The organism is Burkholderia sp. BCC0419, assembly GCF_902830285.1.
Lineage (GTDB): Bacteria > Pseudomonadota > Gammaproteobacteria > Burkholderiales > Burkholderiaceae > Burkholderia.
The window spans coordinates 2,568,422-2,593,341 of record NZ_CADESR010000001.1; the positions used below are offsets into that span (position 1 = coordinate 2,568,422).

At 66.0% G+C, this 24,920-nt stretch carries 21 protein-coding genes and 1 tRNA gene; 11 read left to right on the top strand and 11 right to left on the bottom strand.

Annotated elements, in window-relative coordinates; all coding sequences use genetic code 11:
• Positions 1-184: 184 nt before the first annotated feature.
• A complete protein-coding gene (locus tag HWW87_RS11535; protein WP_175820343.1) occupies positions 185-1,345 on the top strand; it encodes an alkane 1-monooxygenase in 1,161 nt (386 codons plus the stop codon).
• Positions 1,346-1,411: 66 nt separating this feature from the next.
• Here HWW87_RS11535 and HWW87_RS11540 read toward each other — a convergent pair whose 3' ends face one another.
• From HWW87_RS11540 to serS, 3 genes are all read right to left on the bottom strand, one after another.
• Positions 1,412-2,947, bottom strand: a complete 1,536-nt coding sequence (locus HWW87_RS11540; protein ID WP_175820344.1) for a methyl-accepting chemotaxis protein — start codon at positions 2,945-2,947, stop codon at positions 1,412-1,414.
• A gap of 293 nt (positions 2,948-3,240) precedes the next feature.
• Positions 3,241-3,331 (bottom strand) — tRNA-Ser (locus HWW87_RS11545).
• Between the two features lie 117 nt (positions 3,332-3,448).
• On the bottom strand, positions 3,449-4,750 hold the full coding sequence (gene serS / locus HWW87_RS11550; protein ID WP_175820345.1) for a serine--tRNA ligase: 1,302 nt from the start codon (positions 4,748-4,750) through the stop codon (positions 3,449-3,451).
• 247 nt (positions 4,751-4,997) lie between these two features.
• Here serS and HWW87_RS11555 point away from each other — a divergent pair, with 247 nt between their 5' ends.
• On the top strand, positions 4,998-5,267 hold the full coding sequence (locus HWW87_RS11555; protein ID WP_175820714.1) for a DUF2164 domain-containing protein: 270 nt from the start codon (positions 4,998-5,000) through the stop codon (positions 5,265-5,267).
• A 43-nt stretch (positions 5,268-5,310) separates the two neighbouring features.
• On the opposite strand, the gene HWW87_RS11560 is transcribed toward HWW87_RS11555, so the two are convergent.
• The 3 genes from HWW87_RS11560 to HWW87_RS11570 all read right to left on the bottom strand — a co-directional run bounded on the left by HWW87_RS11560 (position 5,311) and on the right by HWW87_RS11570 (position 9,926).
• The gene (locus HWW87_RS11560; RefSeq protein WP_175820346.1) at positions 5,311-6,621 is read right to left on the bottom strand and encodes a replication-associated recombination protein A; all 1,311 of its coding nucleotides are present in this window, start codon (positions 6,619-6,621) and stop codon (positions 5,311-5,313) included.
• Between the two features lie 259 nt (positions 6,622-6,880).
• On the bottom strand, positions 6,881-7,570 hold the full coding sequence (lolA, locus tag HWW87_RS11565; protein WP_174433189.1) for an outer membrane lipoprotein chaperone LolA: 690 nt from the start codon (positions 7,568-7,570) through the stop codon (positions 6,881-6,883).
• Positions 7,571-7,616: 46 nt separating this feature from the next.
• A complete protein-coding gene (locus tag HWW87_RS11570; protein WP_175820347.1) occupies positions 7,617-9,926 on the bottom strand; it encodes a DNA translocase FtsK in 2,310 nt (769 codons plus the stop codon).
• Between the two features lie 386 nt (positions 9,927-10,312).
• On the opposite strand from HWW87_RS11570, the gene trxB reads away from it, so the two are divergent.
• From trxB to HWW87_RS11585, 3 genes are all read left to right on the top strand, one after another.
• A complete protein-coding gene (gene trxB, locus HWW87_RS11575) occupies positions 10,313-11,275 on the top strand; it encodes a thioredoxin-disulfide reductase (protein WP_175820348.1) in 963 nt (320 codons plus the stop codon).
• Positions 11,276-11,410: 135 nt separating this feature from the next.
• Positions 11,411-12,190, top strand: coding sequence for a Smr/MutS family protein (locus tag HWW87_RS11580; protein ID WP_175820349.1), 780 nt, complete (start codon positions 11,411-11,413; stop codon positions 12,188-12,190).
• On the top strand, positions 12,177-12,800 hold the full coding sequence (locus HWW87_RS11585) for a trimeric intracellular cation channel family protein (RefSeq protein WP_069621128.1): 624 nt from the start codon (positions 12,177-12,179) through the stop codon (positions 12,798-12,800). The genes HWW87_RS11580 and HWW87_RS11585 overlap by 14 nt, the downstream gene beginning before the upstream one ends.
• A 93-nt stretch (positions 12,801-12,893) precedes the next feature.
• On the opposite strand, the gene ugpC is transcribed toward HWW87_RS11585, so the two are convergent.
• The 4 genes from ugpC to HWW87_RS11605 all read right to left on the bottom strand — a co-directional run bounded on the left by ugpC (position 12,894) and on the right by HWW87_RS11605 (position 17,296).
• A complete protein-coding gene (gene ugpC, locus HWW87_RS11590; RefSeq protein ID WP_174387705.1) occupies positions 12,894-14,012 on the bottom strand; it encodes a sn-glycerol-3-phosphate ABC transporter ATP-binding protein UgpC in 1,119 nt (372 codons plus the stop codon).
• 112 nt (positions 14,013-14,124) lie between these two features.
• Positions 14,125-14,982, bottom strand: coding sequence for a carbohydrate ABC transporter permease (locus tag HWW87_RS11595; protein WP_174433186.1), 858 nt, complete (start codon positions 14,980-14,982; stop codon positions 14,125-14,127).
• Entirely contained in the window at positions 14,972-15,910 is a 939-nt protein-coding gene (locus HWW87_RS11600) for a sugar ABC transporter permease (RefSeq protein ID WP_011544827.1), read from the bottom strand. Before HWW87_RS11600 ends, HWW87_RS11595 begins: the two co-directional genes overlap by 11 nt.
• A 138-nt stretch (positions 15,911-16,048) precedes the next feature.
• Positions 16,049-17,296 carry an ABC transporter substrate-binding protein gene (locus HWW87_RS11605; RefSeq protein ID WP_175820350.1) on the bottom strand — a complete coding sequence of 416 codons (1,248 nt, stop codon included), beginning with the start codon at positions 17,294-17,296 and terminating at the stop codon, positions 16,049-16,051.
• A gap of 430 nt (positions 17,297-17,726) precedes the next feature.
• Here HWW87_RS11605 and zwf point away from each other — a divergent pair, with 430 nt between their 5' ends.
• The 6 genes from zwf to HWW87_RS11635 all read left to right on the top strand — a co-directional run bounded on the left by zwf (position 17,727) and on the right by HWW87_RS11635 (position 23,425).
• A complete protein-coding gene (gene zwf, locus HWW87_RS11610) occupies positions 17,727-19,196 on the top strand; it encodes a glucose-6-phosphate dehydrogenase (RefSeq protein WP_174387709.1) in 1,470 nt (489 codons plus the stop codon).
• An 88-nt stretch (positions 19,197-19,284) separates the two neighbouring features.
• Positions 19,285-19,965 carry a 6-phosphogluconolactonase gene (pgl, locus tag HWW87_RS11615; protein WP_175820351.1) on the top strand — a complete coding sequence of 227 codons (681 nt, stop codon included), beginning with the start codon at positions 19,285-19,287 and terminating at the stop codon, positions 19,963-19,965.
• Entirely contained in the window at positions 19,943-21,871 is a 1,929-nt protein-coding gene (locus HWW87_RS11620; protein ID WP_175820352.1) for a bifunctional transcriptional regulator/glucokinase, read from the top strand. The genes pgl and HWW87_RS11620 overlap by 23 nt, the downstream gene beginning before the upstream one ends.
• A 228-nt stretch (positions 21,872-22,099) precedes the next feature.
• Positions 22,100-22,534: an STM2901 family protein gene (locus HWW87_RS11625; protein ID WP_347879290.1), complete on the top strand. Its 435-nt coding sequence runs from the start codon at positions 22,100-22,102 to the stop codon at positions 22,532-22,534.
• Positions 22,534-22,890, top strand: coding sequence for a DUF1493 family protein (locus tag HWW87_RS11630; protein ID WP_175820354.1), 357 nt, complete (start codon positions 22,534-22,536; stop codon positions 22,888-22,890). The genes HWW87_RS11625 and HWW87_RS11630 overlap by 1 nt, the downstream gene beginning before the upstream one ends.
• A gap of 73 nt (positions 22,891-22,963) precedes the next feature.
• Positions 22,964-23,425 carry a type VI secretion system amidase immunity protein Tai4 gene (locus HWW87_RS11635; RefSeq protein ID WP_175820355.1) on the top strand — a complete coding sequence of 154 codons (462 nt, stop codon included), beginning with the start codon at positions 22,964-22,966 and terminating at the stop codon, positions 23,423-23,425.
• A 137-nt stretch (positions 23,426-23,562) separates the two neighbouring features.
• Here the strand turns inward: HWW87_RS11635 and HWW87_RS11640 are convergent, their stop codons facing one another.
• On the bottom strand, positions 23,563-24,780 hold the full coding sequence (locus tag HWW87_RS11640) for a Bcr/CflA family multidrug efflux MFS transporter (protein ID WP_174387714.1): 1,218 nt from the start codon (positions 24,778-24,780) through the stop codon (positions 23,563-23,565).
• Between the last annotated feature and the right edge of the window lie 140 nt (positions 24,781-24,920).

A 24,920-nucleotide genomic window follows, 5' to 3' on the forward strand; every position in this document is an offset into this window, starting at 1 on the left:
ACATTGCGCGCACCCCGTCGTTTGGAGCGTCGCGCCTAGCGCCGGAGTTTGGCAAGCGCGCGCACCGGTCGTATAACAGGCAGAACCGGGCAACGAACCGGCGCCGCCGCGCGCGTCGCGGACCACGAGGATTCCAATAATCTTGCATGCGGCCGCCCGCGGGCCGGCCGACTGGAGGGAGACAATGGCAATGACCGACGGATCGGCTTCGGGCTGGTCGGATGGCAAGCGTTACCTGTGGCTGCTCGGCGCGCTGACGATCACGCTGCCGATCCTCGCCGCGCAACTCGCGCTGTCGACGGGCCTTCACGTGTTCTGGTGGTTCGGCCCGCTGTTCGCGTTCGGCGTGATCCCGATCCTCGACACGCTGATCGGCGACGATCGCGACAATCCGCCCGAAGCCGTCGTGCCGCACCTCGAACGCGAGCGCTATTACCGGTACATCGTCTATCTCGCGACTTTCATCGAATACGTCGCGTTCTTCATGTGCGTGTGGATCGTCGGCGCGCATGCGCTCGCGTGGTACGACTACGTCGGCTTCGCGCTGTCGCTCGGCGCCGCGACGGGCATCTCGATCAATACCGCGCACGAACTGGGGCACAAGACCGACCGCTTCGAACGCTGGCTCGCGAAGATCACGCTCGCGCCGGTCGCGTACGGCCACTTCTACGTCGAGCACAATCGCGGCCATCACGTGCGCGTCGCGACGGCCGAGGATCCGGCGAGCGCGCGCTACGGCGAGTCGTTCTGGGCGTTCCTGCCGCGCACGGTGACCGGCGGCATCCGCTCGGCGTGGCGGCTCGAAAAGGCTCGCCTCGAGCGGCTCGGGCATTCGCCGTGGACCTGGCGCAACGAAGTGCTGCACGCATGGGCGATGACCGCCGTCGTGTGGGCCATCGCGATCGCGATGGCCGGCAAGGTCGTGATCCCGTTCCTCGTGATCCAGGCCGTCTACGGCGCGTCGCTGCTCGAAGTCGTGAACTACGTCGAGCACTACGGGCTCGGCCGTCGCAAGCTGCCGAGCGGCCGCTACGAACGCTGCACGCCGCAACATTCGTGGAACAGCAATCACGTCGTCACGAACCTGTTCCTGTACCAGTTGCAGCGACACGCCGACCATCACGCGAATCCGACGCGCTCGTATCAGGCGCTGCGCCACTTCGACGATGCGCCGCAATTGCCGGCCGGCTATGCGACGATGATCCTGTTCGCATACGTCCCGCCGCTCTGGTATCGCGTGATGAACCCGCGTGTCGTCGCGCACTATCACGGCGACATGGCGCAATCGAACATCAAGCCGTCGATTCGCGACAGGGTGCTGGCGCAGTATCCGGCTGCGGCGTGATGCTCGATGAGGGCCGGCGAAAGCCGGCGCGCATCGCTCGCCGCGGCCGGCGCAACAGCCCTGCCGTCACGCCATTTCAGGCAGCCTGAACACGGCCACCGCATGCCGCAGTGCGCTCGCCTGCTCGGCCAGTGCGTGGGTCGCGGCCGCGGCCTGCTCGACGAGCGCCGCGTTGCGCTGGGTCGCCTCGTCCATCTGCGTCACCGCGACGTTCACCTGATCGATGCCGCCGCTCTGCTCCTGCGAGGCGGACGAGATTTCCCCGACGATCGTCGTGACGCGCTGCACCGCGTCCACGATCTCGTGAATCGATTCTCCCGCACGGCCGATCAGCACGGCGCCCTCGTCGACCCGCTGGGTCGATTGTTCGATGAGCCCCTTGATCTCCTTCGCGGCCGACGCGCTACGCTGCGCGAGCGTGCGCACCTCCGCCGCGACGACAGCGAAGCCGCGCCCCTGCTCCCCTGCGCGCGCGGCTTCGACCGCCGCGTTCAGTGCAAGGATGTTGGTCTGGAATGCGATACCGTCGATCACCGCGATGATTTCGCCGACTTTCGTCGCGCTATCGGCAATGCCGTTCATCGTGTGGACGGCGTCCGTCATCACGCCGCCGCCGGACGACGCGATGTTCGATGCATCGCGCGCCAGTTGCGCCGCATGTTGCGCGTGCTCGGCCGACTGGCGCACGATGCCGGTCAACTGCGCCATGCTGGCGGCTGTCTCCTCGAGCGACGCGGCCTGCGATTCGGTACGCGACGACAGATCGTGATTGCCGGAGGCGATCTGCGCGCTCGCGGTTGCGACGGCCTCGGCATGCGTACGCACCTCGAGCACGACGCGAGACAGACTCGTCTGCATCGTCTGCAATGCCCGCAGCAGATGGGCGATCTCGTCTCGGCCGCTTGCGTCGACGTCGCGTGTCAGGTCGCCGCCGGCGACGGCCTGTGCACACGCCACTGCGCGATCGAGCGGACGCAAGATCGCGCGACTGAACAGGAACGCGCCGACCATCGCGACGCCGAGCACAACCAGCATCAGGGCGAGGCTCACGGTGGTCGCCCGCTGTGCGTCGCAGCTAGCCTTCGCCGACACGGCGGCACTCTCGGCGGCGATCGTCTGGGCCGCCCGCTCCAGCAGCGCAGCAGGCTCACGGTCGACGCCCGCGACGGCGGCGTCGCCGGCCGACGGCTCGAAACCGGCGGCCTTGAACGCGTCGAGGCCACGCCGGTAGCCGTCGCCCATCATCGCGTGCGCGCGCATGAACTGCTCGACGAGCGAGCGGCTCTCGCCGGCCGGCAGCCGATGGACGAGCTGCGCGGCGAGCGAATCGACCGTGCGCTCGCGCGTCTGGAATGCCTGCCAGTATCGATCGAGCTTCTCGGGCTGTTTGCCGCGCAACAGCGTGTCCTTCCATTCCTGCACCTGCAGCTTGAACTGCACGAGCGAGGCCGACACGAGCCGTTCGTTGCCGACGTTCGTCTGCACGTCTTCGGCAAACGTATCGATCGACCGGTTGAGGATGTGGATGCCGTATAGCGCGCCGCAGAACATCAGTGATAACGCGACGGCAAATGCGAGAGGAATCTTGTAGCTCAGCTTCATGGAACCTTGAATCGACGTGGAACGATGGCGTGTGGCATGAGTGCCGGCCGCCGCACCGTGTTAACGGCGCGGACATCGAAGGCTTAAAGCTGAGGAAAGCGGTGAAGCTCGTGTACCGTGCGGTCAGGTCAGGTCAGGTCAGGTCGAATGCAGCGCGTGTGGTGCGTGTGGCGCGATTGTTCCGCAGTATGCAGGGCCGCCATCCAGCAGCGCACGACGACGACCGACACATTGCACCGGCGACCCAAAACGAAAAACCCCTTGATCCTTCCGGATCAAGGGGCTTCGTATTTTGGCGGAGAGGGTGGGATTCGAACCCACGGTACGGGGAAACCGTACGCCTGATTTCGAGTCAGGTACATTCGACCACTCTGCCACCTCTCCTTCCTTACTGCATTTCGCGGTGGTCGTTTCCGCGAAAGAAAAGATTATAAGACGATCTTTTCCTGACTGACAAGCCCCTTCGGCAAATTTTTTTGCGAGGGCTTCGGAAGGCCCGCGTTACGATGCCTGTGCCGGCGCGTCGATGCGCTCCATGCCGCCCATGTACGGACGCAGCACTTCCGGCACCGTGACCGAGCCGTCCGCGTTCTGGTAGTTTTCCAGCACCGCGACGAGCGTGCGGCCGACCGCCAGGCCCGAACCGTTCAGCGTATGCACGAGCTCCGGCTTGCCCTGCGCGTTGCGGAACCGCGCCTGCATCCGGCGCGCCTGGAACGCCTCGGTGTTCGAGCAGCTCGAAATCTCGCGATAGGTGTTCTGCGCGGGCAGCCACACCTCGAGGTCGAACGTCTTCGCGGCCGAGAAGCCCATGTCGCCCGTGCACAGCGTGATCACGCGGTACGGCAGGCCGAGCTTCTGCAGGATCGCTTCCGCGTGGCCGACCATCTCGTCGAGCGCCGCGTACGACGTTTCCGGCGCGACGACCTGCACCATCTCGACCTTGTCGAACTGGTGCTGACGGATCATCCCGCGCGTGTCGCGGCCGTACGAACCGGCTTCCGAGCGGAAGCACGGGGAATGCGCGGTGAGCTTGATCGGCAGCGCGGATGCGTCGACGATCGACTCGCGCACGGTGTTCGTCAGCGAAATCTCGGACGTGGAGATCAGGTATTGCGTGACCGTGTTTTCCGCGCCGCCCTTCTCGACGCGGAACATGTCGTCCGCGAACTTCGGCAGCTGGCCCGTACCGTACAGTATCTCGGGATTCACGATGTACGGCGTGTACGTTTCGGTATAGCCGTGCTGCTGCGTATGCGTGTCGATCATGAACTGCGCGAGCGCGCGGTGCAGGCGCGCGATCGGGCCGCGCAGCATCGTGAAGCGCGCACCCGCGAGCTTCGCGCCCGTCTCGAAATCGAGGCCGAGCGGCGTGCCGACGTCGACGTGATCCTTCACCTCGAAGTCGAACTGGCGCGGCGTGCCCCAGCGGCGCGCCTCGACGTTGTCGGCTTCGTCCTTGCCGACCGGCACGCTTTCGTGCGCGACGTTCGGCATGCCCAGCATCAGATCCGACAGGCGCGCCTGAATGTCGGCGAGCTTCGCTTCTCCCGCCTTCATCTCGTCGCCGATCCCGCCGACCTCGGCCATCACGGCCGACGTGTCCTCGCCCTTCCCCTTCATCGCGCCGATCTGCTTCGACAGGCTGTTGCGGCGCGCCTGGAGCTCTTCGGTGTGGGTCTGGATCGCGCGGCGTTCCGCTTCGAGTGCGGAGAACGCGGCGACGTCGAGGGTGTAGCCGCGATCGGCGAGGCGCTTGGCGACGCCGTCGAGGTCTTTGCGCAGCAACTGGATGTCGAGCATGGGAGGACTTGGAAAAATCGTTGTGTAAGACGGGAATTCTAACGCACCCCGCGGCCGCCACGGCACCGGCCGGATGGACAATGCCGCAAATGGGCGGTCATGGCAGTATCGCATTGGCGGTCCGCCGCATCGGCGGCCGGCGAATGGCCGCGCGCGTCGCCATGACGGATCGCACAACGCCCGCGCCGGCTGGCGGCCACCGAATCAGGCGGAGCGCCGCTCCGCGTCACTGCCCCCAAGGAATCAGATGACCATCGAACTCGACAAGGATCTACGCGACCGCGCGATCGCGTCGCTGCAACGTTATTTCACAGAAAACATGGACGAGCCGATCGGCAACATCCAAGCCGGCGCGCTGCTGCATTTCTTCGTCCAGGAAATCGCGCCGGCGATCTACAACCTCGCGATCGCCGACGCGCAGGAACGCCTGCATGCGCGGGTCGCCGAACTCGACATCGAATGCCACGAAGAGCCGTTCGATTACTGGAAGAAACAGCAGCCGGGCCGCAAGCGCTGACGCGTCCGCGGCGGCGCGGGCCGGACCGGCCCGCGCGGCACCGTCAGTCCTTCTTGCCGGCCTCGCGATCGAGCTCGCGCAGCCATGCGAGCTTGTCGGCGATCTTCGATTCGAGCCCGCGCGGCACCGGCTGATACCAGCGCGGCTCGCGCATCCCGTCCGGCAGGTACGTCTCGCCGGCCGCGTATGCGTTCGGCTCGTCGTGCGCGTAACGATAAGCGTGGCCGTAGCCGAGCTCCTTCATCAGCTTGGTCGGCGCGTTGCGCAGATGCACGGGCACCTCGCGCGACTTGTCCTGCTTCACGAACGCCATCGCCTGGTTGAACGCGTTGTAGCCGGCGTTGCTCTTCGCCGCGCACGCGAGATAGATCACGGCCTGCCCGAGCGCGAGTTCGCCTTCCGGCGAGCCGAGCCGTTCGTAGGTTTCGGCCGCGTCGTTCGCCACCTGCAACGCGCGCGGATCGGCCAGGCCGATGTCTTCCCACGCCATCCGCACGATGCGCCGCGCGAGATACTTCGGATCCGCGCCGCCGTCGATCATCCGGCAGAACCAGTACAGCGCGCCGTCCGGGCTCGAGCCGCGCACCGACTTGTGCAGCGCCGAAATCTGGTCGTAGAAGTTGTCGCCGCCCTTGTCGAAGCGCCGCGCGTTCAGCGTCATCGCGTTGCTGACGAAGTCGGCATCGATCGTCGTGACCCCGGCCGACGTCGCCGCCGTCTGCGCCTGTTCGAGCAGGTTCAGGAAGCGGCGCGCGTCGCCGTCCGCGTAGCCGACCAGCGTATCGATCGCCTTGTCGTCGAACGCGAGGCCGTCGAGCGCGATTTCCTGCGCACGCTTGAGCAGCTGGCGCATCTCGTCGTCGCTCAGCGACTTCAGCACGTACACCTGCGCACGCGACAGCAGCGCCGAATTGACCTCGAAACTCGGGTTTTCGGTCGTCGCGCCGATGAAGGTCACGAGGCCCGACTCGACGAACGGCAGCAGTGCGTCCTGCTGTCCCTTGTTGAAGCGGTGGATCTCGTCGACGAACAGGATCGTGTGGCGACCGGTGCGATTCAGCGTGTCCTTCGCCTGCTCCATCGACTCGCGGATGTCCTTCACGCCGCCGAGCACCGCGGACAGCGCGATGAACTCGCAGTCGAACGCGAGCGCGGTGAGCCGGGCAAGCGTCGTCTTCCCGACGCCGGGCGGCCCCCACAGGATCATCGAATGCGGCTTGCCCGATTCGAACGCGAGCCGCAGCGGCTTGCCTTCGCCCAGCAAATGCGTCTGGCCGATCACCTCGGCGAGCGTTTTCGGCCGCAGCGCCTCGGCGAGCGGGCGGCGCGGCTCGACTTGAAACAGGTCGGACATGAACCCTCGCTCCACATCAAACGGTCGCGGCCGAACCGGCCGCCGGACCCGACATTATGACAGCCGCGCGACGGCGCCGCCGGGCACGGTGTGCAGTGCCGGCGCCCGGTGCCCGCGCCTGTTGCACGCGCCTGTTGCACGCGTCCGGTGCCCGTGCCTGTTACACGCGTCCGGTGCCCGCGCCTGTTGCACGCGCCCCCAAACAACACGGGCCTGCCGTCGCCGGCAGGCCCGTGTCGGGAAAACGGCGCAACGAAGGTCAGCCGGTGATCACGTCCGCGCCCTTCGGCACGACGAACTTGAACGTATCGCCCTTCAGCGACGGGTTCGTCTGGATGTTCGTGAAGGTCAGCAGCGTCACGTTGCCGAACACGTCGTGCAGCTCCATCGCGGCGAGCGTGCCGTTCCGGAAGCCGATGCCGATCCGCTGGAACTGCGTGTCCTGCGCCTTCGGCAGCATCTCGAGCCATTCGATGCCGCCCTTCTCGCCGGCATCGCGCAGCGTGTAGTTCTTGTCGAGGTCGTTGCTGCCGAACAGGATCGCCGCGGGGCTCGCGCCCAGCGCGCCGTTCAGCTTGCGCTCGGTGACCTGGTTCAGGTCGCGGTCGTACACGTAGAGCTTGTCGCCGTCGGCCTGCAGCACCTGCTGGTACGGCTTCTGGTACGTCCAGATGAACTTGCCCGGCCGCGCGAACACGAACGTGCCGCTCGAATTGTCGGTGGGCTTCGGCGCGGCCTGCGCGGCGCTCGCGCCCTTGGCCGGCGCCTTGACGATCTGCTGCGTGAAATCGCCCTTCGCCGAACGCACCTGCGACACGAAGGCCTTCAGTTGCTCGGTGCCGCCCGCGAACGCATGCGTCGCCGCGAGCATCAGCGATGCGCCGGCGAGCGCCGCGCCGAGCCAGCGCCGCGTCGAACGAAGGGAAGGGACGAACGAAAGTTGCTGCATGATGCGGTTTTCTCCCTGGGTGGCCGGCGCTGCGGGCGCCGCGGACTCATTCCGCGTCGCGCGCCGGCACAAGAATTTCGCGGTTGCCGCTCGACGACATCGCCGACACGAGCCCCGACTGCTCCATCTGCTCGAGCAGCCGCGCCGCGCGGTTGTAGCCGATCCGCAGGTGGCGCTGCACGAGCGAGATCGACGCGCGGCGGTTCTTGACGACGATCTCGACCGCCTGGTCGTACAGCGGATCAGACTCGCCGCCGCCTTCGCCGGTTCCCGCGCCGGCCGAGCCCTCGTCGCCGTCGGCGGTGCCGCCTTCGAGCAGCCCTTCGACATAGTTCGGCTCGCCGTGCTCCTTGAGCTTCTCGACGACGCGATGCACTTCGTCGTCGGCGACGAACGCGCCGTGCACGCGCACGGGCAGCCCCGAGCCGGGCGGCAGGTACAGCATGTCGCCCATCCCGAGCAGCGATTCGGCGCCCATCTGGTCGAGAATCGTGCGCGAGTCGATCTTCGACGACACCTGGAACGCGATCCGCGTCGGCACGTTCGCCTTGATCAGGCCGGTGATCACGTCGACCGACGGACGCTGCGTCGCGAGAATCAGGTGGATGCCGGCCGCACGCGCCTTCTGCGCGATCCGCGCGATCAGCTCCTCGACCTTCTTGCCGACGACCATCATCAGGTCGGCCAGCTCGTCGATCACGACGACGATGTTCGGCAGGCGGCCGAGCGGTTCGGGATCTTCCGGCGTCAGGCTGAACGGGTTCGGGATCTTCTCCTCGCGCTTCGCCGCATCGTCGATCTTGTTGTTGTAGCCCGCGAGGTTGCGCACGCCGAGCTTGCTCATCAGCTTGTAGCGGCGCTCCATCTCCGCGACCGTCCAGTTCAGCGCATGCCCAGCCTGGCGCATGTCGGTGACGACCGGGCACAGCAGGTGCGGAATGCCTTCGTAGACGCTCATTTCGAGCATCTTCGGATCGATCAGGATCAGGCGCACCTGCTCGGCGGTGGCCTTGTACAGCAGCGACAGGATCATCGCGTTGATCCCGACCGACTTGCCCGAACCGGTCGTGCCGGCGACCAGCAGGTGCGGCATCTTCGCGAGATCCGCGCACACCGGCTTGCCGCCGATGTCCTTGCCGAGACTCAGCGTCAGCGCCGACGACGCGGCCGCATAGACTTCCGAGCCGATGATCTCGGACAGATGCACCGTCTGGCGGCGCTGGTTCGGCAGTTCGAGCGCCATGTAGTTCTTGCCGGGAATCGTCTCGACCACGCGGATCGACACGAGTGACAGCGAACGCGCGAGATCCTTCGCGAGGTTGACGATCTGGCTGCCCTTCACGCCGGTGGCCGGCTCGATCTCGTAGCGCGTGACGACCGGCCCCGGATACGCGGCGACGACGCTCGCCTCGACGCCGAAGTCCTTCAGCTTCTTCTCGATCAGGCGCGACGTGAATTCGAGCGTATCGGCGGAAATCGCTTCCTGCGTCTTCGGCGCCGGGTCGAGCAGCGACACCGGCGGCAGCGTCGAATCGCCCGGCAGGTCGGTGAACAGCGGCACCTGGCGCTCGCGCTCGACGCGCTCGGACTTCGCGGGCGTGACGACCGGCGGCACGATCGTCACCGGCTCGTGATCCTCGATGCGCACGCGCTCCTCTTCGACCTTGCCTTCGCGGCGCACCGCCGCGGCCTCGCCGAGCTTGCGGTCGCGCTCGGCCTCGCGGCGCAGCTTCGCGACGTTGACGGCGGACAGGATCGCGCCACCGACGCGCTCGGCAACCGACAGCCACGAGAAGCGGAAATACAGCGACAGGCCGATCGCGAGCGCGATCAGCAGCAGCAGCGTGCCGCCCGTGAAGCCGAACGCATGCGACATCGCGCCCGCGACGGCCTCGCCGACGACGCCGCCCGGCGCGCGTGGCAACTGCACCTTCAGCGACCACATGCGCAGCGCCTCGATGCCGTCGCACGCGAGCACGACCAGCACGAACGCGAAGATCTCGGTGAGCCAGCCGATCGGCCGCTCCGGTTCGTCGGGAATCGCGTCGTGGCGCGTGATGCGGCGGTAGTTGACGGCGATGCGCCGCCCGAGCGGCACGATCAGCCAGTAGGCCGACAGGCCGAACAGCAGCAGGATGATGTCGGCCGTCCACGCGCCGACGCGGCCGGCCCAGTTCGAGATGTGATCGACCTGGGCGGCGTGCGTCCAGCTCGGATCGCGCCGGCTGTAGCTCAGCAGGGCCATCACCAGAAAGGCGCAGAGCGCGACCTGGAGAATCCAGCGGATCTCCGTGAGGAGCTTCGACATCCGGTGCGGCAACGCCTGTGCCTGGGCGGAATAAGGAGCTTTTGCCATGAATCCGTATAAAGAGGACGGGCCATGCGCCCGCCTGTCGTTCGATCGCGCTTATTGTAAACGCTGCACCGGGCCGCCAAGTGTAAATGACGGTTACATAACGGGGACGGGCTGCCGAACCGGTGCCGCCGGCGGTCGCAAGCCGGCCGGCGGTCCGCGCCTGCGGCGATGCGTCGCCGCCTGGCGCGTGGCCGCCCGGACCGCTGCGCCGTACGGACCGCGCGCCGCGAAACGCTATCGTCGCGATTGAAACTCTCGTTCGGCAGCGCAGCAACGGGGCCTTTATAATGCGCGTCTGATACCCATCTATGACGGCATCCCGGTCGACCCGGACCGTCCGGCGAGCCTTACCCCGCCCGCCGCAGCCGCCTTTTACGGATTCGCACATGTCCACGCCCAAACACGCCAAAGTCCTGATTCTCGGTTCCGGCCCCGCCGGCTACACGGCCGCCGTCTACGCGGCACGCGCCAACCTGTCCCCGGTGCTGATCACCGGCATCGCGCAGGGCGGGCAGCTGATGACCACGACCGACGTCGAAAACTGGCCGGCTGACGCGAAAGGCGTGCAGGGTCCGGAACTGATGGCGCGCTTCCTCGAGCATGCCGAGCGCTTCAACACCGAAATCGTCTTCGACCACATCCACACCGCGAAGCTGCACGAGCAACCGATCCGGCTGATCGGCGACTCGGGCGAATACACGTGCGACTCGCTGATCATCGCGACCGGCGCGTCCGCGCAGTATCTCGGCCTGGCTTCCGAGGAAGCGTTCATGGGCAAGGGCGTGTCGGCCTGCGCGACCTGCGACGGCTTCTTCTATCGCAACCAGGAAGTCGCGGTGATCGGTGGCGGCAACACGGCCGTCGAGGAAGCGCTCTACCTGACCGGCATCGCGAAGAAGGTCACGGTGATCCATCGCCGCGACAAGTTCCGCGCGGAGCCGATCCTGATCGACCGCCTGCTGGAGAAGCAGAAGGAAGGCGTCGTCGACATCAAGTGGGATCACGTGCTCGACGAAGTGACGGGCGAGGATTCGGGCGTCACGGGCCTGCGCATCAAGAACGTGAAGACCGGCTCGACGGAAGACCTGCACGTGCAGGGCGTGTTCGTCGCGATCGGCCACAAGCCGAACACCGACCTGTTCCAGGGCCAGCTGGAAATGAAGGACGGCTACATCCTGACGAAGAGCGGCCTGCACGGCAACGCGACGTCGACGAGCGTGCCGGGCGTGTTCGCCGCGGGCGACGTGCAGGACAACGTGTACCGCCAGGCGATCACCAGCGCGGGCACGGGCTGCATGGCCGCGCTCGACGCGCAGCGCTACCTCGAAACCCTGCACGACAAGAAGTAAGCCGGGAGCCTTGCCGCGGCGGGCGCTACAATGGCGTCCGCTGCCGCGAAGCGGGCTCGACCGGAAAGCCGCTGCCCCGCGCAGCGGCTTTTTTTGTGCCCGCGCGCCCGGACGCGCCTGCCCTGTTACCGAATCATGGCGAAGAACCAGCCCCATCCGAGCGATCCCGCGAAGCGGAAGATCGCTGCCCGTCCCGTGACCCCGGCGCCCGATGCGCCGCCGCCCGCGCCCGATGCGGCCGCGTTGCGCGGCCAGGGCCTCGCGGGCCTCGGCGCATTGCGCAAGTCGCTGCAAGGCGAAGCCGATCGTCGCGAACGCGCGCGCATCGAAACCGCGCAGGCCGAGCGCAAGGCGGAAGCCGACGCAAACCTGTTCCGCAACGAAATCGGCTCGATCCGGCCGCTGAACGCGCCGCCGCGCGCATCGTCGGGCCGCATGCCGCCCGACCCGGTGCCGAAACAGACGCAGCGCGACGAGGAAGCCGTGCTGAACGCGACGCTGTCCGACGAATTCGATCCGGAGACGCTGCTCGACAGCGACGACTCGCTCTATTACCACCGCCCCGGCATCAGCCGCGACGTCGTGCGCAAGCTGAGGAGCGGCGCGTGGATCGTGCAGGCGCAGATCGATCTGCATGGGATGCGGCGCGACGAAGCGCGCGATGCGCTCGCCGAATTCATCCGCGAAGCCGGCAAGAAAGGGCTGCGCTGCCTGCGCGTGATCCACGGCAAGGGGCTCGGCTCGATCGGCAAGGAACCCGTGCTGAAGGGCAAGGTGCGCGCGTGGCTCGTGCAGAAGGAAGAAGTGATCGCATTCTGCGAGGCGCGCGGCCACGACGGCGGCGCGGGCGCGGTGCTGGTGCTGCTGCAGCCGCACCCGGCGCCGGCCGACCGGGGGCCGCGTGCCGCATCCTAGGCTGACGCTCGCGATCGCGGTACTGGAGGCGATCGCCACGCTGGCTTTCGCGATTTCGGGGTTCATCGAGGCGCGCAAGAACCGCCTCGACTCGGTCGGCACGTTCGTCGTCGCGCTCGCGACCGCATTCGGCGGCGGCACGCTGCGCGACATCCTGCTCGAGCGCCGGCCGTTCTACTGGGTCGTGCACGACGACTACGTGATCGCGATCTTCGTGCTCGCGCTGTTCGCGCCGTTCGTGCTGCGGATGCTGTCGCGGCTGTCGGCCGAACGGCTGCTGCTGATCGCCGACGCGATCGGGCTCGGCATCTTCAGCATCTCGGGCACGTCGATCGCGCTCGACGCCGAGATGCCGCGCTTCATCGCGGTGATGATGGGCGTGATTACCGGCGTGGTCGGCGGGATCGTGCGCGACGTGCTGTGCAACGACATCCCGCTGATCCTGCGCGATTCGCGGCCGTACGCGACCTGCGCGTTCGTCGGCTGCTGGTTCTACCTGCTGCTCGTGTGGCTGCAGTTCGACTCGGTGTACAGCGTGCTGCTCGCGACCGGCTTCATCCTCGTCGCACGGCTCGCGACGTTCAAGTTCGACGTGCGGTTGCCGCATTGACTGCCGCCGCAGCCCCGACTTTCAGCGCCAAAAACAAAAGGGGCCGTTCATCGAAACGGCCCCTTCTCCTTCATTCAGCGCGCAAGCGCCGCGTCACGCGATCCGCTCTTCCGACGCCGGATCGAACAGCACGGCCTTCGACACGTCGAACAGCAGCGACTGCGTCTGCCCGGGCTGCGGGTTCGCGGCCGGATGCACGCGGCTCACGATCCGCTTGCCGTTCACCTGCGCGAACACGTGCGTGTCCGGCCCGGTGGGCTCGGTCACGTCGACCCGCACGTCGATCGGCTGCAGGTTCGACGCCTCGCCGTTGTGCGCGTTGCGCGCATCGGTGATGCGCTCCGGACGCAGGCCGAGGATCACCTCGCGGCCGACGTGCGACTTCAGCTTCGCCGCGTCGAACGGCAGGATCAACGCGCTGCGCGCGAGGCCCGTGTCGATCTCGAGCGCGATCCCGCTGCCCTGCTCGACCAGCTTGCCGTTGATGAAGTTCATCGGCGGCGCGCCGATGAAGCCCGCGACGAACAGGTTCGACGGCGAATCGTAGATCTCCTGCGGCGCGCCGAACTGCTGGACCACGCCGTCCTTCATCACCGCGATCCGGTCGCCGAGCGTCATCGCCTCGATCTGGTCGTGCGTCACGTAGACGATCGTCGTGCCGAGACGCTGGTGCAGCAGCTTGATTTCCGCGCGCATCTCGATGCGCAGCTTCGCGTCGAGGTTCGACAGCGGTTCGTCGAACAGGAACAGCGACGGATCGCGTGCAAGCGCACGGCCCATCGCGACGCGCTGGCGCTGGCCGCCCGACAGCTGGCCCGGCTTGCGGTCGAGCAGGTGCTGGATCTGCAGCATCGACGACACACGGTCGACGATCTGCTGCTGCTCGTTCTTCGGCACCTTGCGGATGTTCAGCCCGAACGAGATGTTCTCGCGCACCGTCATCGACGGATACAGCGCGTACGACTGGAACACCATCGCGATGTCGCGATCCTTCGGCGACAGGTCGTTGACGACCTTGCCGTCGATGCAGATCTCGCCGCTCGTCACCGTCTCGAGGCCGGCGATCATGTTGAGCAGCGTCGACTTCCCGCAGCCCGAGCCGCCGACCAGGATCAGGAACTGTCCGTCCTCGATCTCGATGTCGACACCCTTCAGGACCGGCACCCCGTTCGGGTAGGTCTTGTACACGTCACGGATGGAAAGGCTTGCCATGCTGTGAATCCTCTGTCTCGTCTCGCGCGGCGCACTGCGGCGCCGCGTCGGGTTCGTTTCGATGCGCCGCGCGTCGTGCGCGGCCGGTTCGTCGTATCGGATAAAGCCGCGCTTACCCCTTCACCGCGCCTGCCGTCAGCCCGCGCACGAAGTAGCGGCCGGCGACGACGTAGACGAGCAGCGTCGGCAGCGCGGCGATGATCGCACCGGCCATGTCGACGTTGTATTCCTTCACGCCCGTCGACGTGTTGACGAGGTTGTTCAGCGCCACCGTGATCGGCATCGAATCGACGCCGGAGAACACGATCCCGAACAGGAAGTCGTTCCAGATCTGCGTGAATTGCCAGATCAGGCACACCATGAAGATCGGCAGCGACACCGGCAGCAGGATCTTCGTGAAGATCGTGAAGAAACCGGCACCGTCGATGCGCGCGGCCTTCACGAGTTCGGCCGGCACGCTCACGTAGAAGTTGCGGAAGAACATCGTCGTGAACGCGATCCCGTACACGACGTGCACGAACACGAGGCCCGGAATCGTGTTGGCAAGGCCGAGCATCCCCTGCAGGCGCGCCATCGGCAGCAGGATCACCTGGAACGGAATGAAGCAGCCGACCAGCATCATCGTGAACAGCGCGTCCGCGCCGCGAAAACGCCAGTGCGTGAGCACGTAGCCGTTGAACGCACCGATCAGCGACGAGATCAGCACGGCCGGGATCACCATCTGCAGCGAGTTCAGGAAGAACGGCTTCATCCCGTCGCAGCGCACGCCGGTACAGGCGCCGCTCCACGCCTTCACCCACGGGTCGACGGTCCACGTGGTGGGCGGCGTCAGCAGGTTGCCGGTGCGCAACTGGTCGAGATCCTTGAACGACGTCGACAGCATCACGTAGATCGGGAACAGGAAATACAGCGCGAACAGGATCAGTGCCGCATAGATCACCGCCCGGCTGATCGTCATCTTAGGCTGCATTGCGGGTGCTCCTCGATTCCATATACATCAGCGGCACCAGCACCGCGACCACGGTCGCGAGCATCATCACCGAGGACGCCGCGCCGAGCCCGAGCTGGCCGCGGTTGAACGAAAACGTGTACATGAACATCGCCGGCAACGACGACGACGTGCCCGGGCCGCCGGCCGTCAGCGCGACGACGAGGTCGAAGGTCTTGATCGTGATGTGGCAGAGGATCAGCAGCACCGAGAAGAACACCGGGCGCATGCTCGGGATCACGATCTTGCGGTAGATGGTCGGCAGCGTCGCGCCGTCGACCTGCGCGGCCTTGAAGATCTCGCCGTCGACGCCGCGCAGCCCCGCGAGGAACAGCGCCATCACGAAGCCGGTCGACTGCCACACGGCCGCGATCACCACGCAGAAGATCGCCTTGTCCGGATCGTCGAGCCAGCCGAACGAGAAGCTCGTCCAGCCCCAGTCGTGCATCACCTTCTCGAGGCCGAGGCCCGGGTTCAGGATCCACTGCCACGCGGTGCCGGTCACGATGAACGACAGCGCCATCGGGTACAGGAAGATCGCGCGCAACGCGCCTTCGTTGCGGATTCGCTGGTCGAGCAGGATCGCGAGGAACAGGCCGAGCCCGACGCAGATCGCGATGAACGGAATCCCGAACCAGCCGAGGTTCGCGGCGGAGGTCCACCACACGTCGTTCTGGAACAGGTCCGTGTAACGGCCGAAGCCGTCGAATTCGTAGTTGGGCAACAGCCGCGAGCGGGTCAGCGACAGATAGCCGGTAATCAGGATGAAGCCGTAGATGAACACCACGGCGATCGCGACGCTCGGCGCGAGCACGAGCTTCGGGATCCAGCGATCGGCGAAGGCCGACATCGGCGACGTACGCCGTGCGGCGGCAGCGCCGGATCCGTTTCCGCTAAGAGGGGCAGCCACTTGATTCGACTCCTGGAACGAGGGTGACGCAGGCCGGGCCGGCGCCGGGTACGGCACGGGCCCGCGGGCGAGCCCGTTTGCTGCACATGCAAAAACGCCCGGCCGATGAAGCGTTTCCGGCCGGGCGCCTGGCGCGCGTTACTTGACCTTCGCGGCCTTCGCGAGCGCGGCGACCGCGCTCTTCGAATCCTGCTGCGAGTTCATGAACTTCGTCACGACGTCCGTGATCGCGCCGGCGGTCGCGTCGCTTTGCGCCATGCCGTGTGCGAGCGACGGCACGAAGCCGCCCGACTTGATCGCGGTCTGCTCGTCGGCATACGACTTCTTCGCGCAGTCGTCGAACTTGTCCATCTTCACGCCGAGACGCACCGGCACCGAGCCCTTCAGCAGGCTGAACTGCTCCTGGAACTCCGGCGTCATGATCGTCTTCGCCAGCGCGAGCTGGCCCGGCGTCGCGTTCTTCTCGCCCTTCTGCTGGAAGAACACGAACGAGTCGACGTTGAACGTGTACGAATTCGCGGTGCCCGGCACCGGCGCGCAGACGTAGTCCTTGCCCGCCTTCTTGCCGGCGTTCTCGAACTCGCCCTTCGCCCAGTCGCCCATGAACTGCATGCCGGCCTTGCCGTTGATGACCATCGCGGTCGCGAGGTTCCAGTCGCGGCCGTTACGGCCGGTGTCGAAGTAGCCCTGGATCTTGCGCACCGTGTCGAACACCGACAGCATCTGCGGCGACGTCAGCGTCGCCTGGTCGAGGTCGACCAGCGCCTTCTTGTAGAACGCGGGGCCCTGCGACAGCACGACGTCTTCCCACAGCGTCAGGTCCTGCCACGGCTGGCCGCCCATCGCGACCGGCTGGATGCCCGCCGCCTTCAGCTTGTCGGCCACCGCGAAGAATTCGGGCCAGGTGGTCGGCACCTTCGCGCCGACCTTGTCGAGCGCGGCCTTGTTGATGTACAGCCAGTTGACGCGGTGCACCGAGAACGGCGCGGCGACGGTATGGCCCTTGTACTTGATGATCTTGTCGATTTCAGGCGGCAGGTTCTGCTTCCAGTCTCCGGCGGCCGAATCGATGTTGACGAGCACGCCCTGGTCGGCCCAGTCCTGGATCAGCGGGCCCTTGATCTGCGCGGCCGACGGAGAATCGCCGCTGATCACCTTGGTCTTCAGCGCGGTCATCGCCGCGGCGCCGGCGCCGCCCGCGACCGCGAAGTCCTTCCACACGTAGCCCTGCTTCTGCACGTCGTCCTTCAGCACGCCGACGGCCTTCGACTCGCCGCCCGAGGTCCACCAGTGCAGCACGGTTACGTTCTCGGCTGCCTGCGCCGCCACGGCGCCAGCCATCAGGCCTGCGGCGCAGAGCGCGCCCATGATCGAGCGAACTTTCATTACTTATCTCCTCCAGACTGAATCAACTCGTGAGGTTCCCTGACCGGGAACCGGCTTCTTGATAACGACGGGGAAATCGAGCCGCGGGACGCATGCAGCGTACGGGGCCGATGACCGGCCGGGCTCTTACAGAAAGCGTGAATCGAGATTCAACGGCGTGTCTCCTCTTTGTGTTTCTGGCCCGCCGCGATGATGCGACGCGAGCCCGGGGCCGGCGGCGCGCTGACGATGCACGCCGCCAATGTCCGATAACATTCGGCACAAGGCGTTCCCGAAGGCGAAGCTCGCGCAGTTCATCGACCGCACTTCTTTTTTTCTTCACCCAGGTGCTACCCCTTGCGGCGGATTGTAGTTAAACTACAATTCAGTGTCAAAAATATTTTTATCGCACTACGGATCGCTTCCCAGCCCCCCAACACGGCGGAGACACATGCATACCGATTCCAGCTTTACCTTCGTACTTTTCGGCGGCACCGGCGATTTGTCGATGCGCAAGATCCTGCCCGCGCTGTTCGAAGCGCACCGCGCGAACATGCTGGCGGACGGCGGCCGGATCGTGGCTGTCGCACGGCACGAATCGGATCGGGCAGGCTATCTCGAATGGGTCGACACGCACGTGAAGCCGCATGCGGCGAAAGCGGCCGGCAACGCGCTCGACGAAGCGGCGTGGAAGTCGTTTCTCGACCGCATCGAGTACGTGAAGCTCGATCTCGGCCGCGCGGAGGACTACGTCGTGCTGCGCGACGCGATCGCATCGCTGCCCGGCATCCGCGTGTTCTACCTCGCGACGGGCCCGTCGCTGTTCGTGCCGATCTGCAAGGCGCTCGCGTCGGTCGGCCTGAACGAAGGCTCGCGCATCGTGCTCGAGAAGCCGCTCGGCTATGACCTGAAGTCGTCGAACGCGATCAACGACGCGGTCGGCGAGATCTTCGCGGAAGGCCAGATCTACCGGATCGACCACTACCTCGGCAAGGAGCCGGTACAGAACCTGCTCGCGCTGCGCTTCGGCAACGCGCTGTTCGAGCCGCTGTGGCGCCGCGAATGGGTCGAGAGCATCCAGATCACGATCGCCGAGGAGCTCGGCGTCGAGGCGCGCGGCGATTTCTACGACAATACGGGCGCGCTGCGCGACATGGTGCAGAACCACCTGCTGCAGCTGCTGTCGATCGTCGCGATGGAGCCGCCGCACTCGATGGATTCCGACTCGGTGCGCGACGAGAAGCTGCGCGTGCTGCGCGCGCTCAAGCCGATCGATCCGCGCGACATCGGCAAGGTCGCGGTGCGCGGCCAGTATCATGCGGGCGTGATCAAGGGCGCGCAGGTGCCGGCCTATGCGACCGAGCCGGGCGTGAAGCCCGACAGCCAGACCGAAACCTTCGTCGCGCTGAAGGTTGAGATCGAGAACTGGCGCTGGGCCGGCGTGCCGTTCTTCCTGCGCACCGGCAAGCGTCTGGCCGACCGCGTCGCGGAGATCGTCGTCAACTTCCGCCCGGTGCCGCATTCGGCGCTCGGACCGACCGCGCTGCGCCCCGGTGCGAACCGTCTCGTGATCCGGCTGCAGCCGAACGAGACGATCCGCCTCTACTGCCTCGCGAAGCAGCCGGGCGAAGGGATGAACCTCGCGAGCGTGCACCTCGACCTCGCGTTCGACCAGTTCTTCAAGGAAGGGCAGATGGAGGCGTACCAGCGCCTGCTGCTCGACGTGATCAACGGCCGGCTCGCCCTCTTCGTGCGTCGCGACGAACAGGAGGCCGCATGGCAGTGGGTCGAGCCGATCCTGAACGAATGGGCGCGCACGCTGAAGCCGCCGAAGCCGTACGCGGCGGGCACGTGGGGGCCGGCCGCGTCGAGCGCGATGCTCGCGCAGCACGACACCTGCTGGCTCGAAGAAGAAAACTGATGCAAACCGTTACCGCGTACGCCACCGTACGCGGTAACGCGCCTCACGATTCGTACGATTTGAACAGACAAAGCAGTCCGGAGGAGATGTGATCGAGATCCACGCTTTCGACACCCAGGAAGCGCAAAGCGAAGCGCTCGCGCGCGCCGTCGGCGACGCGCTGCGCGCGGCGCTCGCCGGCCCCGTGCGCCCGACGCTCGCGGTGTCCGGCGGCACCAGCCCGCGCCCGTTCCTGCACACGCTGTCGCATGCGGCGCTCGACTGGGCCGGCGTCGACGTCACGCCGGTCGACGACCGCTGGGTGCCGGACGACGACGCAGCGAGCAACGCGCAACTCGTGCGCGACACGCTGCTGCAGCACGCGGCGGCCCCTGCCCGCTTCCTGCCGCTCGTCGACACGCGCACCACGCTCGACGCGCACATCGCCGCGCTGAACGCGAACGCCGACTACCGCGTGCCGAGCGTCGCGGTGCTCGGCATGGGCGAGGACGGCCACACCGCGTCGATCTTCGCCGACGCGCCCGAATGGGACCACGCGATCACGACGTCCGAGCGTTTCGTCGCCGTGCATCCGGGCGCGGCGCCCCATGCACGCGTGAGCTATTCGCTCGATGCGCTGAAGCGCGTCGACCGGCTGTTCCTGCTGATCGCGGGCGCCCGCAAACGCGACGTGCTCGATGCCGCGGCCGCGTCGCTGCAGAAGAACGCGATTTCCCAACTAGCCAACGACAAGGGGACCCAGCTCGATGTCTACTGGTGCGCAAAGTAAGGCGGTCGTCGCGGGTCAGCATGCCGACGGCCCGCGCCTGCTCGCGGACGTCGGCGGCACCAACGCGCGCTTCGCGCTGGAAACCGGCCCGGGCGAGATCACGCAGATCCGCGTGTATCCCGGCGCCGACTATCCGACGATCACCGACGCGATCCGCAAGTATCTGAAGGATGTGAAGATCAGCCGCGTGAACCACGCGGCGATCGCGATCGCGAACCCGGTCGACGGCGACCAGGTCACGATGACCAATCACGACTGGCGCTTCTCGATCGAGGCGACGCGCCGCGCGCTCGGCTTCGACACGCTGCTGGTCGTCAACGACTTCACCGCGCTCGCGATGGCGCTGCCGGGCCTGACCGATGCGCAGCGCGTGCAGATCGGCGGCGGCACGCGTCGCCAGAACAGCGTGATCGGCCTGCTCGGGCCCGGCACCGGGCTCGGCGTGTCGGGCCTGATTCCGGCGGACGACCGCTGGATCGCGCTCGGCAGCGAAGGCGGTCACGCATCGTTCGCGCCGCAGGACGAGCGCGAGGATCTGGTGCTGCAATACGCGCGCAAGAAGTTTCCGCACGTGTCGTTCGAGCGCGTATGCGCAGGCCCCGGCATGGAGATCATCTATCGTGCGCTCGCCGCGCGCGACAAGAAGCGGGTGGCCGCGTCCGTCGACACGGTCGAGATCGTCGAGCGCGCGCATGCGGGCGACGCGCTCGCGCTCGAAGCGGTTGAATGCTTCTGCGGGATTCTCGGCGCGTTCGCAGGCAGCGTCGCGCTCACGCTTGGCGCGCTCGGCGGCGTGTACATCGGCGGCGGCGTCGCGCTGAAGCTGGGCGAGCTGTTCACGCGCTCGTCGTTCCGCGCGCGCTTCGAGGCGAAGGGCCGCTTCACGCACTATCTCGAGAACATCCCGACCTACCTGATCACCGCCGAATACCCGGCGTTCCTCGGCGTGTCGGCGATCCTAGCGGAGCAGTTGTCGAACCGTTCGGGCGGTGCGTCGTCGGCCGTGTTCGAGCGGATCCGCCAGATGCGCGACGCGCTGACGCCGGCCGAGCGCCGCGTCGCCGATCTCGCGCTGAACCATCCGCGCTCGATCATCAACGATCCGATCATCGACATCGCGCGCAAGGCCGACGTGAGCCAGCCGACCGTGATCCGCTTCTGCCGCTCGCTCGGCTGCCAGGGGCTGTCGGATTTCAAGCTGAAGCTCGCCACCGGCCTCACCGGCACGATCCCGATGAGCCACAGCCAGGTGCATCTCGGCGATACGGCCACCGACTTCGGCGCGAAGGTGCTCGACAACACGGTGTCGGCGATCCTGCAACTGCGCGAACACCTGAATTTCGAGCACGTCGAGAACGCGATCGAGATCCTGAACGGCGCGCGGCGCATCGAGTTCTACGGGCTCGGCAACTCGAACATCGTCGCGCAGGACGCGCACTACAAGTTCTTCCGCTTCGGGATTCCGACGATCGCGTACGGCGACCTGTACATGCAGGCCGCGTCGGCCGCGCTGCTCGGCAAGGGCGACGTGATCGTCGCGGTGTCGAAGTCGGGACGCGCGCCGGAGCTGCTGCGCGTGCTCGACGTCGCGATGCAGGCCGGCGCGAAGGTGATCGCGATCACGTCGAGCAACACGCCGCTCGCAAAGCGCGCGACCGTCGCGCTCGAGACCGACCACATCGAGATGCGCGAATCGCAGTTGTCGATGATCTCGCGGATCCTGCACCTGGTGATGATCGACATTCTCGCGGTCGGCGTCGCGATCCGTCGCGCGTCGACCAGCGGCGAGCTGCCCGAGGCCGTTGCGCAGGCGAAGGCGCGCGCCAGCGACGACGAAACGGCCGACGTGCTCGACTGGCTGAGCCACGGGGCATCGCCGGCGGCGAAGGACGTCGCGCGGGACTGACGCTTCGGCGAAACACCGTCGATCCACGACACCCCGAACGCTGGACTCAGGCCCGGCGTTCGGGGTGTTTTGCATGAGCGCCCCCGAACCACAGCGACTCGGCATGCATCAACGATGCCTTCTGCCGATGGCTGCGTGTGGCGTCATACGTTCGTACACGCTCCCATTTTCGAACAAGTCCAATTGTCAGCAGTTGCCCAGGCTCGGTAACTTCTTTCACTCCGAGTGATACCGCCATCCCGGCCCGACGCGAGTACACATCGAGATCTCACGCCGATGGAGCTGTTTTTCCTTGTCTTTATCGATGAGACATGCAAGGAGCTTGGTGTTGACGATGTAGCAGCAGTGGTTGCCATTGTGGCCGGTCAAAATTGGATGCCAACACGAGCGAAGCCCTTTGGTACCACGCCGGGTACTTCTGTTGCGTCGATATTGAGTCGCAAGTATCTGGACTACGATTTGAAGAAGAAGATCCTCCCAACGCTGACCAACGCCAGCGTTAAGCGCTTGAGGTTCATTCTGGTAAGAAACATTGGGGTTTTCGTTGGGCGCGCGGTTCCTGTCGTTGGCTGGGTCATTGCTGCCAACGATGTCACGATGATCAGCATTCGTTCCGTGTCGCGCTATAACGCGCTTGTTAAGCCTGAGGACAAGGTGTTCTGATGAGCCAGTTTACATGGAACGAGTTTGAGGATTTTGTGAGAAGGGAGGCCGGTGTTAGTCCCAAAAAAATTCTCACAAAAGGTCATGCCGTCGAGGGTGATTTGGATATCACTGGCGACGATGCGGTCGAGTTTATGGAGAGCTTCTTCGATAAATTTCCGGTGCAAGTTGGAGATTTTGACTTCAATCGCTACTTCTCAGGAGAGGGCTTTAGCTTGATTGAAGTGGCGCGAATGGCTTTCTCCCGAAAACGCCGAGAAAAATATGACAAAGTGCCACTGACTCTAGGCATGCTCTATCAAGCTATTTTGGATGGAGAGTGGAACAAGCAGCGCTTGGAAAGTCTGCCGCGCTGATTGCACCTCGCCAAATAGACCGGTTTATTTTTTAGGCGATGTGCTGGATCTGTGCACACCTCTGGAGTCTGCCATGAGACAAAATCCGCTGCTCCGGTGTGTGATGTTCTGGGCACTGATGTTCGCGGCACAATCGTGCCATGCAACGGATACAACGTCGTCGCCGCAAGCCGGCGCTCGAACCTACGCGCAGAACTACAAGGACATGGTGCTCGCCGAATGCGTCGCGACCGCTTATCGGAATGAACCGTCCGCTGCGATGGACGCGGGAAGCAGCGCCAGCGCACTGATGGATTGGACCGACTTCGATCTGGAACGGAATCCCGACGCGAGCAAATCGCTGGTCAATCGCTTTCTTGCACGCGACTATCGCAATCCGGTCGTCGAGTCCGAAATCAAGGGCGTGAGATTTGATTTTTTAAAATGCCTGGATCTGTATCACAGCCAGGAACTCGAGGCCGAAGTCAGGCGATTCGTGATCAACCCGAAGCGCAGCTATCGACTCGACAATCGCTCGTCAGACCGTTCAAAGTGATGCGGACGCGGAAATAACCCAATGCATGACTCGCATCGCCGGCTGCCCGGGTTACATCGGCACGGTGTTCGCTCGGGTTATCGCTTGGGCGAATATCGTCGACATACTCGCGCCCTCCGTCAGTTCCGCCGCGCCGCTCAGGCGCCCGCTTTCACCGGCCAACCATGCCAGCGCAGCACGAGAAAACGCCCGACGAAAACCAGCACGCCACAGACACCGATCGTCACGCCCATCGCGAACGGCGTGCCGTCCGCGAGTGCGCCGATCGCGACGCTCGCCAGCGCGCCGAGCGCGAGCTGCATCGCGCCGAACACGGCCGCCGACGCGCCCGCGTTGTGCGGATAGCGGTGCATCAGGTCGGTCGTGCAGTTCGCGGACAAAATCCCGACCACGCCGACGACGAAGAACAGGCACACGACGATCGACCACAACCCGCCCCACCCCGTCAGCGCGACGAGCGCGACCGCGAGCGACGCGATGCAGCTCACGAGCGACGCAGCCGCGATGATGCGCAGCGAACCGAGGCGGCCGACGAGCCGCGTGTTCGCGAAGTTGCCGATCATGATCCCGACGACGTTCAGGCCGAACAACAGCCCGTAGTGCTGCGGCGACACGTGGAAATACTCGATGTACACGAACGGCGTCGCGGTGATGTACGAGAACATCGACGCGAACGCCATCCCGCCGCACAGCATGTGCCCCCATGCGACGGGATCGGACAGGATGCGCCCGTACGATGCGAACGACGCGAGCACGGCCGCGCTCTTGCGCCGCTCCTTCGGCCAGGTTTCGGGCACCCGCAGATACGCGGTCGTCGCGCATATCGCGCCGAACACGGCCAGCACGACGAACACGCCGCGCCAGCCGGAGAAACGCAGGATCTGGCCGCCGATCAGCGGCGCGAGCAGCGGCCCGACCGCGGTGACGATGGCGACCATCGACAACACCTTCGCCGCGTCGCTCGGCTCGTGCGCGTCGCGCGCGATCGCACGCGCGAGCACCGACGCGGCGCCGGCGCCGAGCGCCTGCAAAAAGCGCACGACGATCAGCATGTCGATCGAGCCCGCCACGAAGCAGCCGATGCTCGCGAGCGTGAACAGCGCGATCCCGCCGAGCAGCACGGGGCGGCGGCCCCACGTGTCGGACAGCGGGCCGTACAGCAGCATGCCGATCGAGAAGCCGGCCATGAAGCTCGTCAGCGTGCGCTGCGCGGCGCCGGGGCTGACGGAGAAGCCGGCGGCGATCGACGGCAGGCTCGGCAGGTACATGTCGGTGGCGATCGGCCCGCAGGCCGCGAGCGCGCCGAGCAACAGGATCAGCCGGGCATCGGGCCGGCGCCGGACGACGTGAGACATGGGTATCCGGAATGGGAGCCCGCGCGCATCGGGGCGCGCGTGGCGGTGAAGACGGGAAGCCGCGCTGCAAGCGGCGCGTTCAGGCCCATGATTGTACGCGCAACTTTTTTGCGTGCCTCGGACCGCGTGCGGCGGCGGGC

What these genes read in the sequence shown, in the direction of transcription:
- zwf (WP_174387709.1), top strand. Translation starts at nt 17,727, where the DNA reads ATGCATACCGATTCCAGCTTTACCTTCGTACTTTTCGGCGGCACCGGC.
- ugpC (WP_174387705.1), bottom strand. Translation starts at nt 14,012, where the DNA reads ATGGCAAGCCTTTCCATCCGTGACGTGTACAAGACCTACCCGAACGGG.
- HWW87_RS11630 (WP_175820354.1), top strand. Translation starts at nt 22,534, where the DNA reads ATGAGCCAGTTTACATGGAACGAGTTTGAGGATTTTGTGAGAAGGGAG.
- HWW87_RS11570 (WP_175820347.1), bottom strand. Translation starts at nt 9,926, where the DNA reads ATGGCAAAAGCTCCTTATTCCGCCCAGGCACAGGCGTTGCCGCACCGG.
- HWW87_RS11620 (WP_175820352.1), top strand. Translation starts at nt 19,943, where the DNA reads ATGTCTACTGGTGCGCAAAGTAAGGCGGTCGTCGCGGGTCAGCATGCC.
- lolA (WP_174433189.1), bottom strand. Translation starts at nt 7,570, where the DNA reads ATGCAGCAACTTTCGTTCGTCCCTTCCCTTCGTTCGACGCGGCGCTGG.
- HWW87_RS11580 (WP_175820349.1), top strand. Translation starts at nt 11,411, where the DNA reads ATGGCGAAGAACCAGCCCCATCCGAGCGATCCCGCGAAGCGGAAGATC.
- HWW87_RS11640 (WP_174387714.1), bottom strand. Translation starts at nt 24,780, where the DNA reads ATGTCTCACGTCGTCCGGCGCCGGCCCGATGCCCGGCTGATCCTGTTG.
- HWW87_RS11535 (WP_175820343.1), top strand. Translation starts at nt 185, where the DNA reads ATGGCAATGACCGACGGATCGGCTTCGGGCTGGTCGGATGGCAAGCGT.
- HWW87_RS11595 (WP_174433186.1), bottom strand. Translation starts at nt 14,982, where the DNA reads ATGCAGCCTAAGATGACGATCAGCCGGGCGGTGATCTATGCGGCACTG.
- HWW87_RS11605 (WP_175820350.1), bottom strand. Translation starts at nt 17,296, where the DNA reads ATGAAAGTTCGCTCGATCATGGGCGCGCTCTGCGCCGCAGGCCTGATG.
- HWW87_RS11555 (WP_175820714.1), top strand. Translation starts at nt 4,998, where the DNA reads ATGACCATCGAACTCGACAAGGATCTACGCGACCGCGCGATCGCGTCG.
- HWW87_RS11540 (WP_175820344.1), bottom strand. Translation starts at nt 2,947, where the DNA reads ATGAAGCTGAGCTACAAGATTCCTCTCGCATTTGCCGTCGCGTTATCA.
- HWW87_RS11635 (WP_175820355.1), top strand. Translation starts at nt 22,964, where the DNA reads ATGAGACAAAATCCGCTGCTCCGGTGTGTGATGTTCTGGGCACTGATG.
- HWW87_RS11560 (WP_175820346.1), bottom strand. Translation starts at nt 6,621, where the DNA reads ATGTCCGACCTGTTTCAAGTCGAGCCGCGCCGCCCGCTCGCCGAGGCG.
- serS (WP_175820345.1), bottom strand. Translation starts at nt 4,750, where the DNA reads ATGCTCGACATCCAGTTGCTGCGCAAAGACCTCGACGGCGTCGCCAAG.
- trxB (WP_175820348.1), top strand. Translation starts at nt 10,313, where the DNA reads ATGTCCACGCCCAAACACGCCAAAGTCCTGATTCTCGGTTCCGGCCCC.